At 64.2% G+C, this 15,442-nt stretch carries 13 protein-coding genes and 1 pseudogene; 9 read left to right on the top strand and 5 right to left on the bottom strand.

Translation table 11 applies throughout. The features are described from left to right. Positions 1-99 precede the first annotated feature (99 nt). The 4 genes from IVB42_RS06925 to IVB42_RS06910 are packed head-to-tail and all read left to right on the top strand — an operon-like array spanning position 100 to position 3,424. Positions 100-1,017: a branched-chain amino acid ABC transporter permease gene (locus IVB42_RS06925; RefSeq protein ID WP_007615745.1), complete on the top strand. Its 918-nt coding sequence runs from the start codon at positions 100-102 to the stop codon at positions 1,015-1,017. Further along, positions 1,014-1,958 (top strand): branched-chain amino acid ABC transporter permease, encoded by a 945-nt coding sequence (locus tag IVB42_RS06920; protein WP_018456041.1) that lies wholly within the window; start codon positions 1,014-1,016, stop codon positions 1,956-1,958. The genes IVB42_RS06925 and IVB42_RS06920 overlap by 4 nt, the downstream gene beginning before the upstream one ends. Continuing rightward, positions 1,951-2,718 (top strand): ABC transporter ATP-binding protein, encoded by a 768-nt coding sequence (locus tag IVB42_RS06915; protein ID WP_018456042.1) that lies wholly within the window; start codon positions 1,951-1,953, stop codon positions 2,716-2,718. The genes IVB42_RS06920 and IVB42_RS06915 overlap by 8 nt, the downstream gene beginning before the upstream one ends. After that, positions 2,711-3,424 carry an ABC transporter ATP-binding protein gene (locus IVB42_RS06910; RefSeq protein ID WP_018456043.1) on the top strand — a complete coding sequence of 238 codons (714 nt, stop codon included), beginning with the start codon at positions 2,711-2,713 and terminating at the stop codon, positions 3,422-3,424. The genes IVB42_RS06915 and IVB42_RS06910 overlap by 8 nt, the downstream gene beginning before the upstream one ends. Positions 3,425-3,590: 166 nt before the next feature. Here IVB42_RS06910 and IVB42_RS06905 read toward each other — a convergent pair whose 3' ends face one another. From IVB42_RS06905 to IVB42_RS06895, 3 genes are all read right to left on the bottom strand, one after another. Further along, positions 3,591-3,956 (bottom strand): hypothetical protein, encoded by a 366-nt coding sequence (locus IVB42_RS06905; RefSeq protein WP_039799580.1) that lies wholly within the window; start codon positions 3,954-3,956, stop codon positions 3,591-3,593. A 293-nt stretch (positions 3,957-4,249) separates the two neighbouring features. Further along, positions 4,250-5,686, bottom strand: coding sequence for a glutamine synthetase family protein (locus IVB42_RS06900; RefSeq protein ID WP_247398939.1), 1,437 nt, complete (start codon positions 5,684-5,686; stop codon positions 4,250-4,252). Between the two features lie 193 nt (positions 5,687-5,879). Continuing rightward, complete coding sequence (locus IVB42_RS06895) at positions 5,880-7,238, bottom strand: aromatic ring-hydroxylating dioxygenase subunit alpha (protein WP_204513152.1); 1,359 nt, start codon at positions 7,236-7,238, stop codon at positions 5,880-5,882. 112 nt (positions 7,239-7,350) lie between these two features. Here IVB42_RS06895 and IVB42_RS06890 point away from each other — a divergent pair, with 112 nt between their 5' ends. Next, positions 7,351-8,136: an IclR family transcriptional regulator C-terminal domain-containing protein gene (locus IVB42_RS06890; RefSeq protein ID WP_018456046.1), complete on the top strand. Its 786-nt coding sequence runs from the start codon at positions 7,351-7,353 to the stop codon at positions 8,134-8,136. 90 nt (positions 8,137-8,226) lie between these two features. On the opposite strand, the gene IVB42_RS06885 is transcribed toward IVB42_RS06890, so the two are convergent. Continuing rightward, on the bottom strand, positions 8,227-8,619 hold the full coding sequence (locus IVB42_RS06885) for a group II truncated hemoglobin (protein WP_018456047.1): 393 nt from the start codon (positions 8,617-8,619) through the stop codon (positions 8,227-8,229). Positions 8,620-8,631: 12 nt separating this feature from the next. Further along, positions 8,632-9,552: pseudogene (locus tag IVB42_RS06880) on the bottom strand (helix-turn-helix transcriptional regulator); the annotation flags it as partial. A gap of 140 nt (positions 9,553-9,692) precedes the next feature. Between IVB42_RS06880 and IVB42_RS06875 the strand changes: the two are divergent. The 4 genes from IVB42_RS06875 (at position 9,693) to boxB (ending at position 15,429) form a co-directional block, all read left to right on the top strand. Further along, a complete protein-coding gene (locus IVB42_RS06875; RefSeq protein ID WP_247394030.1) occupies positions 9,693-11,234 on the top strand; it encodes a benzoate-CoA ligase family protein in 1,542 nt (513 codons plus the stop codon). Between the two features lie 52 nt (positions 11,235-11,286). Then, on the top strand, positions 11,287-12,108 hold the full coding sequence (locus tag IVB42_RS06870; RefSeq protein ID WP_018456050.1) for an alpha/beta hydrolase: 822 nt from the start codon (positions 11,287-11,289) through the stop codon (positions 12,106-12,108). A gap of 72 nt (positions 12,109-12,180) precedes the next feature. Continuing rightward, positions 12,181-13,869 (top strand): 2,3-epoxybenzoyl-CoA dihydrolase, encoded by a 1,689-nt coding sequence (gene boxC, locus IVB42_RS06865; RefSeq protein ID WP_247295966.1) that lies wholly within the window; start codon positions 12,181-12,183, stop codon positions 13,867-13,869. 123 nt (positions 13,870-13,992) lie between these two features. Further along, a complete protein-coding gene (gene boxB / locus IVB42_RS06860) occupies positions 13,993-15,429 on the top strand; it encodes a benzoyl-CoA 2,3-epoxidase subunit BoxB (protein ID WP_026233075.1) in 1,437 nt (478 codons plus the stop codon). Positions 15,430-15,442 lie beyond the last annotated feature (13 nt).

Here is a 15,442-nt window from a genome sequence, read left to right as displayed (position 1 = left end):
ACCCATTTTTCCGCCTTGTCCAGGCAGGGGGAGCTCTTTCACTGATGGCGACCGTGTTCGAACATCGGCGCGAACCTGCGTGCGCCTGAAAGAGTTTTGATGCTGCTCGTCGTCGAACAGTTCTTGAACGGATTGCAGTTTGGCCTGCTGCTGTTCCTGCTCGCCGCCGGCCTGACGCTGGTGTTCGGGATCATGGATCTCGTCAACCTCGCGCACGGCTCGCTGTACATGATGGGCGCCTATTTCGCCGCGACCTTCGCAGCCTGGACCGGCAGCTTCCTGCTCGGTGCGCTATTGGCGCTCGGCGCGACGCTCGTGCTCGGCATCGTGCTCGAGATGACCGCGCTGCGGCATCTCTACGGACGAGACCATCTTGACCACGTGCTCGCGACCTTCGGCCTGATCCTGTTCTTCAACGAGGCCGTGCGGCTGATCTGGGGGCCGGCCGGCCTTGCGCTGCCGCTGCCGGCCTGGCTCACCGTGCCGGTGCCGATCCTGCCGGGCATTCACTATCCCGCTTATCGCCTCGCCATCATCGTCGTGGCGCTGCTGGTTGCGCTGCTGCTCTATCTCGGCGTGATGCGCACCCGCATCGGCATGCTGATCCGGGCCGGCGCCTCCAATCGCGAGATGATCGGTGCGCTCGGCATCAACATCAAGCTGCTCTACACCCTGGTGTTCGGTCTCGGTGCCGCGCTCGCGGGCCTTGCCGGCTTGATGCAGGCGCCGATCCTCACCGTGCAGATCGGCATGGGCGAGAACATTCTGATCCTCGCCTTCGTCATCATCGTGATCGGCGGTATCGGTTCGATCCGCGGCGCGTTCCTGGCCGCGATCTTCGTCGGCATGATCGACACCCTCGGCCGCGCCTTCCTGCCCAATCTGCTGCGGCAGGTGCTGAGCGGCGCCGCGGCCTCCACCGCCGCGCCCGCGCTGTCCTCCATGCTGATCTATCTGCTGATGGCTATCGTGCTGGTGGTGCGTCCGGAGGGGCTGTTTCCGGCCAACCGCCGATGAAGGCTTTCACTGTGAGCAAGGTCGTCACGGTCCTGCTGCTGACGGGTCTCGTGCTGCTGCCGCTCTATTCGCAAGCATCCGGCAACATCTTCATCCTGACGCTGCTCACCCGCATCGTCATCCTGGCCCTGGCGGCCGCGAGCCTCAACCTCATCATGGGTTTTGGCGGCATGATGAGTTTTGGCCACGCCGCCTATCTCGGCATCGGCGGCTATGCGGTCGGCATGCTGGCGCAGGAAGGCGTGGGCTCGGGCTTCATCCAGTTTCCGGTCGCGCTTGCGGCCTCCGCGCTTTATGCGTTGGTGATCGGCGCGCTGTCTTTGCGCACCCGCGGCGTCTATTTCATCATGATCACGCTGGCGTTCGCGCAGATGGCCTATTACGTCGCCTCGGGGCTGGCGCGTTATGGCGGCGATGACGGCCTCACCGTCTACAAGCGCAGCGACTTCTCCGGGCTGATTAATCTGTCGAACCGCACGCAATTCTATTATCTCTGCCTCGCCTGCCTGTTCGGCGTGGTCTTCCTGATCTGGCGCATCGTCAATTCGCGCTTTGGCCTCGTCCTGCAGGGCCTGCGCTCCAACGAGCAGCGCATGCAGGCGATCGGCTTTCCCTCGAAACGCTACCAGCTGGTCTGCTTCGTCATCTCGGGCATGATGTGCGGCCTCGCCGGCGCGCTGCTCGCCAACAACACCGATTTCGTCAGCCCGGCCGCGATGTACTGGACCCGTTCCGGCGACCTCATGGTGATGGTGATCCTCGGGGGCATGGGCACGCTGTTCGGTCCGGTCATCGGCGCGGTGGTGTATTTGTTGCTGGAAGAGTTCTTGTCGCAGCTCACCGAATACTGGGCGCTGATCATGGGTCCGCTGCTGCTGCTGATCGTGCTGTTCGGCCGCGGCGGCATCATGGGCCTGCTCGGGAGGCTCAATCGTGGCTGAGCCGCTGCTCCGCGTCGACAGGCTGGTGCGCCGCTTCGGCGGCATCATTGCGACGGACAACGTCTCGCTCGACGTTGCGGCAGGCGAGCTGCACGCCATCATCGGCCCGAACGGCGCCGGCAAGACCACGCTGATCAGCCAGCTCACAGGGCATCTGGAGCCGCATTCCGGCAGCGTCTCGCTGGCGGGGCGCGACATCACCTATCTGCCGGCCTATCGCCGCTGCGCGCTGGGCCTGGCACGTTCTTTCCAGATCACCTCGCTGCTGCTCGATTTCACCGCCGCCGACAATGTCGCGCTCGCGGCGCAAGCGCATGCCGGCACCTCGTTCCGCTTCTTCGCCGATGCACGCAAGGAGAAGGGCCTGCGCGATGCCGCGCATGCCGCGCTCGATCGCGTCGGTCTCGTCCATCGTGCCGATGTCCTGGTGTCCAGGCTCAGCCATGGCGAGCGTCGCCAGATCGAGCTGGCGGTTGCGCTGGCAAGCAAGCCGAAACTTTTGCTGCTCGACGAGCCGATGGCGGGACTCGGCGTCACCGAATCCCAGCGCATGGTGCAGCTGCTCCAGGAGCTGCGCAAGGAGGTCTCGATCGTCCTGGTCGAACACGACATGCCGGCGGTGTTTGCGCTCGCCGACCGCATCTCCGTGCTGGTCTATGGCCGCGTCATCGCCTCCGGCGATCCGGCCGCGATTCGGGCGAACGAGGACGTCAAGCGCGCCTATCTCGGCGAGGCCCATGTGGTGACGCACCATGGATGACACGCTGCTCGAGGTCGACGGCATCGAGACCTGCTACGGCCTGTCCCAGGTGCTGTTCGGCTTGTCCCTGTCGGTCAAATCAGGCGAGATGGTCTCGCTGATGGGTCGCAACGGCATGGGCAAAACCACGACCATCCGATCCATCATGGGCCTGACGCCGGCGCGCGCCGGCAGCATCCGCTTTGCGGGCTCGGAAGTGCGGACGCAGCCGTCCTACAGGATCGCGCAACTCGGTGTCGGCCTCGTCCCCGAGGGGCGGCAGATCTTCCCGAACCTCACCGTGCGCGAAAACCTTGTCGCGGCAGCGGCCGATCGTTTCGGCAGCAGCAATCCCTGGACGCTGGCGGCGATCTACGTGATGTTTCCTCGCCTGGCCGAGCGCGCTTCCAATATGGGCAACCAGCTCTCCGGCGGCGAGCAGCAGATGCTCGCCATCGGCCGCGCGCTGATGACCAACCCGAAGCTGCTCATCCTGGATGAAGCGACCGAAGGCCTGGCGCCTCTGATCCGCGAAGAGATCTGGAGCTGCCTGTCGCTGCTCAAGAGCCGGGGACAGTCGATCCTGGTCGTCGACAAGAACGTCGACCACCTCGCCCGCATCTGCGACCGCCACACCATCATCGAGCGCGGCAAGACGGTATGGAGCGGCACCTCGGACGAGCTGTTGGCTGAGCCGGATCTGCAGCACAAATATCTAGGGATTTGAGGGTGAGGGCGCGATGCTGGGCGCCGCTCATACGTTATCGTCCTGGCGAAAGCCAGGACCCATAGCCACCGAATTCAGTTTGGTGAAGATTGGCGGTTAGCAGCCGCGTGCGACAACTTTTCCCTGGGGTAATGGGTCCTGGCTTTCGCCAGGACGACATTGGCAATCACCAGTAAATCCCGTGCCGATGCAGTTCGCGAATCACGCGGGCCTCGGTGGATGGCTGGCGACGTTTCGGCTTGGTCATTTCTCTTGTGCTGGCAATCGGCGCGGCACTGGACTGAGTTGCGGCCGGAGCGATCGCGGTTGTCGTCGCAGTCGCTGCCGGAGACGTTGAAGCTGCGGCCGTGGTCGCCGTCTGGACATTCGTGGGTGCTGCCGCCGGAGCTTGTGGCGGCGTGGCTGCTGTCGTTCCCGGCTCGGCGGTCTGCTGGCTCGCATTTGTCGCCGCAAGGCTAAGGCTCCGTGGTCCGCCGGCATAGGCCTGGCTTGCCAGCAGCGACATTGCCGCGATCAGGATCAGCTTTCGCATGACACCCTCCGTTCGCTAGTCAATCGCTCTTACCTAAATCCGCTGGGCCTCTATCGCGACGAGCGACCCGCCCCGATCTCAATCAGAGTGGCGCGGCAGGACAGGCGATAGATCAAACTGAACAGATGACCCCACATGACCGAACTCCTTTGTTGATCACGGAGCAAATCTACATCGCCCGTCTTTCCGGCGGTTTTCGTGGGCCTTGGAAAATGGCTTCGTCGGGAGCGGTGAAATGTCGTCGGAACTGAGCGGACGAAGTCGCCTCACGGGGAGGTGAGGGCGTGTCTGGCTCAAAACACCTCGAAATATTCGCGGTGCTCCCAGTCGGTCACCTCGGACAGGAAGCGGTCGATCTCGGCATTCTTGATGTGGGTGTAATAATCGACGAACTCAGGCCCGAGCTTTTCGCGGAAGAACGGATCGTCCTTCAGCGCGCTGACCGCGTCGCGCAGCGATTTCGGCAACAGCGGCGCCTTGGTTTCGTAAGGCGTGTCGGCCGACGGGCCGGGATCGAGCTTGCGGTCGACCCCGTCGAGGCCGGAGAGGATCTGCGAGGCCATGTAGAGATAGGGATTGGCGGCGGGCTCGCCGATGCGGTTTTCCAGGCGCGTGGCGGCGTCGCCGGCGTCGCCGAGCACGCGGATCATCACGCCGCGATTGTCGCGGCCCCAGATCCCGCGGTCCGGCGCCAGCGAATAGGAGCGGTAGCGCTTGTAGCCATTGATGGTCGGGGTGGTGAACACGGTCGACGCGCGGGCGTGGTCGAGCAGGCCCGCAAGCCAGGCGCGGGCGAACGCGCTGAGCGGCTCGCCGCCGTCTTTGGCCATGAACTGGTTCTCGCCGCTCGCGCGCGAGACCACCGATTGGTGCAGATGCCAGCCGCTCGCGAACAGGTTCGGCAGCTTCGGCCGGCACATGAACGTGGCGTGATAGCCGTGGCGGTGCGCGATCTGCTTCACGGCAGAGCGAAACAGCACCATGTTGTCCGCGGGCTCAATGCCTTTCTTCGGGGCGAAGGTGAATTCGCACTGGCTCGGCCCGAACTCCACCTCGACCGAGCGCAAGGGCAGACCGAGCGCGACGATGTCACGCCGCAAGATCTCCAGCACCGGCTCCATCTGGTCGAAGCGCTGCTCGGTGAGGTATTGATAGCCGTGGCTGAGCAGGCTCACCGAAGGCGGTGTGCCGGGCTGGCCGGCATCCTCCGGGCGCATATGCGGATCGTCGAGCTTGAAGATGTGGAATTCGACCTCGAGGCCTGCCACGAAATCATGGCCGCGACTTGCGAGCTCGTCGAGCACCTTGCGATAGAGCCCGCGCGTCGCGAACGGCACGGGACGGCCGTCGTTGAAATAGAGGTCGCAGAGAACCCAGCCCGTGGTTGGCGCCCATGGCAAAACGCGAAACGTCGTGGGATCGGCGACCATCAGCACGTCGGCCGCGCCCTCCATCTCCTTCATGCCGAAGCCGCCGCCTGACGTGAACACCGGAAACACCGTGCGGTGCGAGGTGTCCTTGGCGAGCATGGTGGTGGTGATGGAGCAGCCGCTCTCCAGCGAGGCGATCGCCTCGGAGGCGACGATGGTCTTGCCGCGCAAAATGCCGTGCTGGTCCGGGAAGGCGAGGCGGATGACCTCGAGATTCTTCTCGTCGACGATGCGCCGCACGCGCAATGCGGCGTCCTTCTGCTCATCCGACCACAGCGCATGACGCGCGACGAAAGTCACTTTGGCAGTTCCTTCTTGCTCGGCGAGAGTATAGCGCACACTGTCATCGTCCGCGAAGGCGGACGATCCAGTATTCCAGAGACGTCCGTGTGTTCACGAGAGGCCGCGACGTACTGGATGCCCCGCTTTCGCGGAGCATGACAGCGGAGAATGTGGAGCCGCCGTCTCGCCTCGCTAGCGGCGAACTGCATTATCACTCCGCCGCCGTCAGGCGATGCACGTTGTCCGCGATCTCCTTCGGCACCGGCGCCGTCCACGGCGCGCTGCGGCGGCGCTTGACGTCGACTTCCATCCAGTAGATCTCCCAGCCTCGGGTCGGCCCGATGCCGTCCATGGTCGCCGGACCCTGGATCGAACGTGCGGTGGCCTCGTCGAGATGCAGCATCGGCTTCTCGCCGCCTGCGACCTTCTCGATCTCCTGCCGCAGCAGGCGCCGGTACTGCACGATCGCCTTGTCGCTCGTGCCGAGGTGCTCCCGGGTGCGGTCCTGGATCGCGCCCATCGATTCCACCGCCCACTGGTCGTGGACGTTGATGTCGGTGCCCATGCCGGTATAGGTCGCCGTCTGCTGCTCGTGCGGATCGAAGCCGTAATCGTTCGTCCCGTTCTTGCGCGATTTGTAATCCGGCAGCTCATAGAGCTCGAGCCGCTGGTCGCGCATCTTCTGCTTGTCCACGGGGTTCGAATAACTGGTGAAGATCGCGTACCAGTAGCAGTTCTCGTCGTCGACCGGCACGTGCCACTGTGTGATCGTCATCTCCGTGCTCATGGGGATGACGAAGCCGTGCGGAAAGAGCTGGTTGGTGACGCGCACATGGGTGCGCTCCTCGTCGATCTCGCGCAGCGCGATCAGCCGCAGGCCGTATTCGGTGTGCTCGACATTGATGATCGGGCGGTCGTATTCGCGCAAAATCTTCGTCATCGGCAAGTCGCTGCCTGCCGATGTGCCGCGGAACTGCTTGCCGTAGGCCGTCGAGGTGTCCTCGTCCTCGAAAAAGCGATGCAGATAGGAGGCGTGCGCGGGGTCGATGCCGACTTCGAGCGCCTGGAGCCAGTTGCAGGCCATGTGGCCTTTGAACGCGAAGGTGTGCGTGCCGGGCGCGACGAAGCAGTCGAGCTCGGGAAATGCCGGCGGCTCGCCCTCGCCGAGATAAGCCCAGAGGATGCCGCTCTTCTCCACCACAGGGTAAGAGCGCTGACGGATGTTCTGGCAGAGCTTTGAGTCCTTCGGCTCCGCCGGCGTCTCGATGCATTGCCCGGTGGCGTCGAACAGCCAGCCATGGAAGGCGCAACGCAGGCCGCCATGCTCGAGCCGTCCGAAGGCGAGATCGGCGCCGCGATGCGCACAGTGGCGATCGATCAGGCCGTAACGCCCCGTCTCGTCGCGGAACAGCACCAGGCTTTCGCCGAGCAATCTGACGGGACGGATCGGTCGATCGCCGTCGAGCTCGTCCACCAGCGCCGCCGGCTGCCAGTAGCTTCGCATCAGCTTCCCGCAGGGGTCCTTCGCACCGGTGCGGGTGATCAGGTCGTTCTGCTCCTGGCTCATCATGGCGAGTGCATCCTTTATGGAATGGCGTTTGTTCGCCTATTGAACGAATGGGCGAATTATGGCATGCCTTGACGCGGCAGCAAGCACTATTTTGCACGAATGACCCGACACCATGCCCAAGCTGAAGCGAAGCGAGAGCGACGAACGCGCGACGGATTTCGTCGAGAGCCTCGATCGCGGGCTGCGCCTGCTGCAATGCTTCGGCATCACGGCCGGCCCGATGACGCTGAGCGATCTCGCCCGTGCCGCTGAGCTTCCCCGCGCCACCGCGCGGCGCATGCTGTTCACGCTCCAGCGCGGCGGCTTCGTCAGTGGCGACGGGAAGCTGTTCTCGCTGACGCCACATGTGCTGACACTCGCCGCGTCGTATCTGCGGTCGAGCCAACTCGTCACGGTCCTGCAACCGGTGCTCGACCGCGTCGCGACAGCGGCCAACGAAATCTCCTCGCTCGCGGTGCTCGACGGCGATGAGGTCGTGTTCATCGCGCGCAGCAGTCCGGCGCGGATGTTCTCGGGCGGATTGGAAATCGGCTACCGGCTTCCGGCCTTCTGCACTTCGGTCGGCCGCGCCATGCTCGGTCAACTCGACGATGCCGAGCTTGCTGCGCGCCTGACGGCGACGAAGCGCGAAGCGCTGACGCCGCAGACGGTAACCGATCCCAAGGTGCTGCTCGCGCGCACCGTCGCCGATCGCGCGCAGGGCTATTCGCTGGTGGACCGCGAGGCCGAGCCGCATTTCCGCTCGATCTCGGTCCCCGTCCGCCGCTACGACGGCGTGATCGTCGCCGCCATTAACATGGGCGCGCACGTCGATCGCGTGCCGGCGCAGGAATTGATCGAGCGATTTTTGCCGCTGTTGCGTGAGGGCGCGGAGGCGTTGCGGTCGCAACTCTTGTAGCCCGGGTGAGCGAAGCGATACCCGGGAAAGTCATCGTGAAGACCCGGATGTCGCTTCGCTCATCCGGGCTACGCGCCCGTGCAAAAATCACTAGCGGTTGCGCATCCAGTCGGCGAGGCCGGACAACGCCTTGTCGAGGTCCTGCCGCGCTGCGGCGTCCACAACCGTCTCCTCCAGCGCACCGCGCATGCAGAGCATCCACGCGTCGCGCTCGGCATCGCCGATGGCAAAGCCGATGTGGCGCTGGCGCAGCCGCGGGTGGCCCTTCTCGACCGAATAGAGTTTCGGGCCGCCGGTCCATTCGGTGAGATAGCGCTTCAGCACATCCCTGATCAGGCCGAGGTCGTCCGCATGCATCGCGCGGATGATCTTCGCCTCCGGCAGCGTATCCATCCGGTCGTAGAAGCGATCGACCAGTCGATCGATCGTGGCGCTGCCGCCGATCCGCTCGAACATGGCGATTGCGACGTCGCTCTCGGTCATGGGAGTTCGGACCTACAGCGCGACGCTGCGCAGCCCGAAGCTGCGCGCTTCGTTCTGCAGCACCGGCCGGACCGCATCAACCAGGCGCGCCGCGGCGGCATCGACGGACAGCCCCGCCGTGTCGACCACCGCCGTCGCGCGCGCATATAGCGGCTCGCGGCTCAAGAGGATGTTGCGCAGCTCCGCCATCGCGGAGCGGTCGTCGGCCATCGGGCGCAAATCGCCCTGGCGGCGGACGCGGGCCATGTGCTCCTCGGGCTCGGCCTTCAGCCAGATCGTGTAGAACGACGACAGGATCTGGTCGAAGGTCAGAGGTTCGGAGACGATGCCGCCGCCGGTCGCCAGCACCATCAGCTCGTTGCGCGCGAGCAGCTGCTGCAGCGCCGCCTGCTCCATGCGGCGAAAGCCTTCCTGGCCGTAGAGCGCGATGATCTCGGCGACCGACAGCCCGTTCTGCTGCTCGATCTCCTTGTTGAGCTCGACAAAGCTCCAGCCGACCTTCTTCGCCAGCATCCGCCCAAGCGTCGATTTGCCGGCGCCGCGCAGGCCGATTAGCGCGATGCCGCAGAACGGCGCGCGCCGCGGCGCGGAGGCGCTGCCGCCTGCGAGCAGATCTTTTGCTTGTGCGACCTGCGCCGGCGTCGCCTTGCGCAGGAGATCGCGAAACATCTGCCAGTCCGGGGTCGGATCGGCCGAGGGAAGCAGGTCTTCGAGATGCGCGCCCATCGCGTCGGAGACGCGGCGCAGCAGCACGATGGAGACGTTGCCCTTGCCGCTTTCGAGCTGCGCGATGTAGCGCTCCGATATTCCTGATACCTTAGCGAGCACCTTGCGCGACATGCCGCGCAGCGCGCGCATGGTGCGCACGCGCTGGCCGAGCTGTTCGAGAAATCGGGATTCGGCGTCGGGACTGTCGGTCATGGACTGCGGATCATGGGCCTGCTTGAGCGGATGTCTTCTTTTAAAGAGGTCCTGCGGCGCGTATTAATGAAACATAGTGCCTGCTGGCATTGACAGCAAGCCGAGGCGGTGTCTTTCTATGAATTATAATTCTAAATTCAGGGGAGAAGTCCGTGAGCGAGGGATCCTATAACGCGGTGACCTGGCTGCTCGACCGGAACGTCGAGGAGGGACGCGGCAACAAGCTCGCCTTCGACGACACCGTCTCACGCCTCACCTATGGCGAGCTCCAGCGCGAAACGCGGCGCGCCGCCAACATGCTGCGCCGGCTCGGGGGCCGCCGCGAAGAGCGCGTGGCCATGATCATGCTGGATACGGTCGACTTCCCGATCGTGTTTCTGGGCGCGATCCGCGCCGGCATCGTGCCGGTGCCGCTCAACACGCTGCTGACATCAGATCAATACGCCTACATCCTCGCCGATTGCCGCGCGCGCGTGCTGTTCGTCTCGGAAGCGCTCTATCCCGTCATCAAGGACGTCGTCGGCCGCATGCCGGATCTGGAGCATGTCGTGGTCTCCGGCGCCAAACAGAACGGCCACAAGCAGCTCGCCGAGGAGATTGCGGACGAGAGCGATCAGTTCACCACCGCCGCCACCCATTCCGACGAACCGGCATTCTGGCTGTATTCCTCAGGTTCGACCGGCATGCCCAAGGGCGTGCGGCACATCCATTCGAACATGCAGGCGACCGCGGACACTTATGCGAAGCAGGTGCTCGGCATTCGCGAGAACGACGTTTGTCTTTCCGCGGCAAAGCTGTTCTTCGCATATGGCCTCGGCAATGCGTTGACCTTTCCGATGTCGGTCGGCGCCAGCGTGGTGCTCAACAGCGAACGGCCGACGCCCGCACGCATGTTCGACCTGATGAACCGCTACAATCCCTCGATCTTCTACGGCGTGCCGACCCTGTTCGCGGCGATGCTCAACGACGAAGCGATGAAGAGCGGGCGCGGCGGCAAGTCGCTCCGCATCTGCACCTCGGCCGGCGAGGCGCTCCCGGAGTCCGTCGGCAACAGCTGGAGGGCGCGCTTCGGCGTCGATATTCTCGACGGCGTCGGCTCGACCGAGCTGTTGCACATCTTCCTGTCGAACGCGCCCGGCGACATCAAATACGGCTCCTCCGGCAAACCGGTGCCCGGCTATGCGGTGCGGCTTGTCAACGAGGCCGGACAGGATGTCGCCGACGGCGAGGTCGGCGAGCTCCTGGTCGATGCGCCCTCCGCCGGCGAGGGGTACTGGAACCAGCGCCACAAGAGCCGCCGCACGTTCGAGGGGCCGTGGACCCGCACCGGCGACAAATATGTCAGGGATTCCGAGGGCCGCTATACCTTCTGCGGCCGCGCCGACGACATGTTCAAGGTCTCTGGCATCTGGGTCTCGCCCTTCGAGGTCGAGAGCGCGCTGATCACGCATCCCGCCGTGCTGGAAGCTGCCGTCGTGCCCGAAGCCGATCCGGAAGGTCTGCTGAAGCCCAAGGCCTTCGTCGTGCTGCGCCCCGGCGCGACGACGGCGGGCCTGCAGGAGATGCTTAAGGATCACGTCAAGCAGAAGATCGGCCCGTGGAAATATCCGCGCTGGATCGACGTGGTGGATTCCTTGCCGAAGACGGCGACGGGGAAGATCCAGCGGTTCAAGCTGCGGGACGGGGCGAATTGACAACAGGTCGTCATGGCCGGGCTTGACGACGGAGAGAGAAGAGCGACAGAGCATGACCAACCTCGCCCCCACCGGCTTCCTCAGCATCGGCGACGCCAGCCTCGAATACAAATGGCTGGCGCCGCAATCCGCCGATGCACCGACCATCGTCATGCTGCATGAAGGCCTCGGCTCGGTCGGGCTCTGGGGTGACTTCCCCGAGAAGCTGCGAGAGGCGACCTCCGCCGGCATCTTCGTCTATTCGCGCGCGGGCTACGGCCAGTCGAGCAAGGTCGCGCTGCCGCGGCCGCTCGACTACATGCAGCGCGAGGCACTCGACGTGCTGCCGAAGATCCTCGACGCGATCGGCTTCAGGCGTGGCCTGCTGCTCGGCCATTCCGACGGCGCGTCGATCGCGACGATCTATGCCGGCGCGCATCAGGATCATCGCCTGAACGGCCTCGTACTGATCGCGCCGCATTTCATCGTCGAGGACATCTCGGTGAAGTCGATTGCGGACATCAAGACGGCATTTGAGACCACCGACCTGAAGGCAAAGCTCGCGCGCTGGCACACGGACGTCGACAACGCCTTCTACGGCTGGAACGCCGCCTGGCTCGATCCCAAATTCCGCGACTGGGATATCTCGGAATATCTCGCTTATATCCGCGTTCCCGTCCTGATCCTTCAAGGCGTGGACGACCAATACGGGACGCTGCGTCAGGCCGAGATCGCGCAGCACGAATGCTATTGCCCGGTCGATTTGAAAGTCATGTCAGGCGCGGCGCATTCTCCGCATCGCGAAGCTCCGGGAGCGACGCTTCACGCGATTGAGCAATTTGCAGCAGCGGCCCTAGGAGAGGACATGCAACAAAATGCATGTATGGGCCGTTAAAGTCTAGACGCGCGCAACAATATGCATTATTGTGCATCTAACGGTAAACCAAGACGAACTCAAGGGTGGCCCATGGCCGAGGAAGATCGGCGCCTCGCAGGCGGCGCGACATTCATCGATTTCCAGACCGAGCCGTCCCGCTACCGGCACTGGAAGCTCGCGGTTGACGGTGACGTCGCCACCCTGACCATGGACGTCGACGAGAATGGCGGCCTGTTCGAGGGCTATCTGCTCAAGCTCAATTCCTACGATCTCGGCGTCGACATCGAGCTTGCCGACGCGGTCCAGCGCCTGCGCTTCGAGCACCCCGAGGTGAAGGTCGTGGTGATGCGCTCGGCCAAGAACCGCGTGTTCTGCGCCGGCGCCAACATCCGCATGCTCGCCGGCTCGACGCATGCCCACAAGGTCAATTTCTGCAAGTTCACCAACGAGACCCGCAACGGCATGGAAGACTCGTCGGAGAATTCCGGCCAGCGCTTTATCACCGTCGTGAACGGCTCGGCCGCCGGCGGCGGCTATGAGCTCGCGCTCGCCACCGACTACATCATGCTTGCCGATGACGGCGCGTCCGCCGTCGCCTTGCCCGAAGTGCCGCTGCTGGCGGTGCTGCCGGGCACCGGCGGCCTCACGCGTGTGGTCGACAAGCGCAAGGTGCGCCGCGATCACGCCGATTTCTTCTGCACCATCGAAGAAGGCGTGAAGGGCAAGCGCGCCGTGCAATGGCGCCTGGTCGACGAGATCGCGCCGAACAGCAAGCTCGAAGGCAAGGTTGCCGAGCGCGCCAGGGAATTCGCCCAGGCCTCGAAGCGCAAGGGCAGCGGCAAGGGCATCGCGCTGACGCCGCTCAAGCGCATCATCGATGAGACGAGCATCCGCTACGGCTTTGTCACCGTCGACGTCGACCGCGCCGCCCGCATCGCCACGATCTCGATCAAGGCGCCTGAAGCCGCGCCGCCCGCCGATATCGACGGGATGATGGCGCAGGGTGTCGCGTTCTGGCCGCTCCAGGTCGCGCGCGAACTCGACGACGCCATCCTGCATCTGCGTATCAACGAGCTCGAGATCGCGATGCTGGTGTTCAAGAGTCACGGCGACCGCGCCCATGTGCTCGCCTGCGACGCCTTCCTCGAAGCCAACAAGGCGCACTGGCTGGTCAACGAAATCAGGCACTACTGGAAGCGTGTCTTGAAGCGCATCGACGTCACCTCGCGCACGCTGGTGACGCTGGTCGAGCCCGGCTCCTGCTTCGCCGGCACGCTCGCCGAGCTCGTCTTCGCCGCCGACCGTTCCTACATGCTGATCGGCACGCGCCAGGGCGACAACCGCCCGCCGCCGTCGATCGAACTGTCAGCGATGAATTTTGGCCCGTATCCGATGAGCCATGGCCTGACGCGGCTTCAGTCGCGCTTCCAGGCCGATCCGTCCGATGTGGAACGCGCGGAAGCCACGACGGGCACCGCGCTGGACGCCGAGCAGGCCGAAGAGCTCGGTCTCGTCACCTTCGCACTCGACGACATCGACTGGGACGACGAGGTCCGCGTGTTCCTGGAGGAGCGCGCCAGCTTCTCGCCCGACAGCCTCACCGGCATGGAAGCCAACCTGCGCTTCGTCGGCCCCGAGACGATGGAATCGAAGATCTTCTCGCGCCTCACCGCGTGGCAGAACTGGATCTTCCAGCGCCCCAACGCGGTCGGCGAGGAAGGCGCGCTGCGCCGCTACGGCAGCGGCCAGAAGCCGAAATTCGATATGACGCGAGTGTAGAGCGCGAATGGAGAGTGGCGAATAGCGAATAGAGACGTCATTCGCCTCGCTATTCGCGATCCCACAATTCGATGCCCGCGATTTAATGAACTAGTCCCACACGGGAGGTCTTCCATGAACATCATGAACGTCGACTACTCGACCAAGATTCCGAACAACGTCAATTTGGCCGAAGACCGCCAGGTGCTCAAGGCGCTGGAAGGCTGGCATCCCGGCTACATGGACTGGTGGAAAGACATGGGGCCGGAAGGCTTCCAGGAATCGCTGGTGTACTTGCGCACCGCCTATTCGGTCGATCCGCGCGGCTGGGCCAAGTTCGACTATGTGCGGATGCCCGAGTATCGCTGGGGCATTCTCCTTGCTCCCCAGGAAGAGAACCGCGTCGTGCCGTTCGGCGAGCATTTTGGCGAGCCGGCCTGGCAGGAAGTCCCGGGCGAGTATCGCGCCATGCTGCGCCGTCTGATCGTGATCCAGGGCGACACCGAGCCCGCCTCCGTCGAGCAGCAGCGCCATCTCGGCAAGACCGCGCCCTCGCTGTACGACATGCGCAATCTGTTCCAGGTCAATGTCGAGGAAGGCCGTCACCTCTGGGCGATGGTGTACCTGCTGCAAAAGTACTTTGGTCGCGACGGACGTGAAGAGGCCGACGATTTGTTGCGCCGCCGCTCGGGCGACGCCGACTCGCCGCGCATGCTGGGCGCCTTCAACGAGGCGACGCCGGACTGGCTGTCCTTCTTCATGTTCACCTACTTCACCGACCGCGACGGCAAGATGCAGCTGCACTCGCTTGCGCAGTCCGGCTTCGATCCCCTGTCGCGCACCTGCCGCTTCATGCTGACGGAAGAAGCGCACCACATGTTCGTCGGCGAGACCGGCATCACCCGCGTCGTGCAGCGCACCTGCGATGCGATGCGCGAAGCCGGCATCACCGATCCCACCGACATCGCGAAGGTCCGCGCGCTCGGCGTGATCGACCTGCCGACCATTCAGAAGAAGCTGAACCTGCACTATACGCTGTCGCTCGATCTGTTTGGCTCGGAAGTCTCGACCAACGCGGCGAACGCCTTCAACACCGGCATCAAGGGTCGCTATCACGAGACCCAGATCGACGACGATCATCAGCTCAAGAACGCCACCTATCCGGTGCTGAAGTTCATCGACGGTGAGATCAAGCTCGTCGACGAGCCGGCGCTGACCGCGCTCAACATGCGCCTGCGCGACGATTACAGCCAGGATTGCGTCAAGGGCATGCTGCGCTGGAACAAGGTGATCTCGACCGCGGGCTACCAGTTTCAGCTCAAGCTGCCCAACGTCGCCTTCCACCGCCATATCGGCGAGTTCAAGGGCATCCACGCGACGCCCGACGGCATTTTGATCGACGATGCCACCTGGGCGAAGCGCAAGGACGAATGGCTGCCCTCGACCGCGGACGGCGACTTCATCACCTCGCTGATGCAGCCCGTCACCGAGACCGGCCAGTTCGCCTCCTGGATCTCACCGCCGAAAGTCGGCATCGACAACAAGCCCGGCGATTTCGAATATGTGAGGATCGAGTCGTAAGGGCCGCCAGCGA

Source organism: Bradyrhizobium sp. 45, assembly GCF_023073155.1.
Taxonomy (GTDB): Bacteria; Pseudomonadota; Alphaproteobacteria; order Rhizobiales; family Xanthobacteraceae; genus Bradyrhizobium; species Bradyrhizobium canariense_D.
This window is presented reverse-complemented; position numbering and strand designations above follow the sequence as displayed.

Coding starts and splice junctions, on each gene's coding strand:
- boxB (WP_026233075.1), top strand. CDS start 13,993: ATGAACGTCGACTACTCGACCAAGATTCCGAACAACGTCAATTTGGCC.
- IVB42_RS06925 (WP_007615745.1), top strand. CDS start 100: ATGCTGCTCGTCGTCGAACAGTTCTTGAACGGATTGCAGTTTGGCCTG.
- IVB42_RS06905 (WP_039799580.1), bottom strand. CDS start 3,956: ATGCGAAAGCTGATCCTGATCGCGGCAATGTCGCTGCTGGCAAGCCAG.
- IVB42_RS06895 (WP_204513152.1), bottom strand. CDS start 7,238: ATGATGAGCCAGGAGCAGAACGACCTGATCACCCGCACCGGTGCGAAG.
- IVB42_RS06885 (WP_018456047.1), bottom strand. CDS start 8,619: ATGACCGAGAGCGACGTCGCAATCGCCATGTTCGAGCGGATCGGCGGC.
- IVB42_RS06920 (WP_018456041.1), top strand. CDS start 1,014: ATGAAGGCTTTCACTGTGAGCAAGGTCGTCACGGTCCTGCTGCTGACG.
- boxC (WP_247295966.1), top strand. CDS start 12,181: ATGGCCGAGGAAGATCGGCGCCTCGCAGGCGGCGCGACATTCATCGAT.
- IVB42_RS06890 (WP_018456046.1), top strand. CDS start 7,351: ATGCCCAAGCTGAAGCGAAGCGAGAGCGACGAACGCGCGACGGATTTC.
- IVB42_RS06910 (WP_018456043.1), top strand. CDS start 2,711: ATGGATGACACGCTGCTCGAGGTCGACGGCATCGAGACCTGCTACGGC.
- IVB42_RS06870 (WP_018456050.1), top strand. CDS start 11,287: ATGACCAACCTCGCCCCCACCGGCTTCCTCAGCATCGGCGACGCCAGC.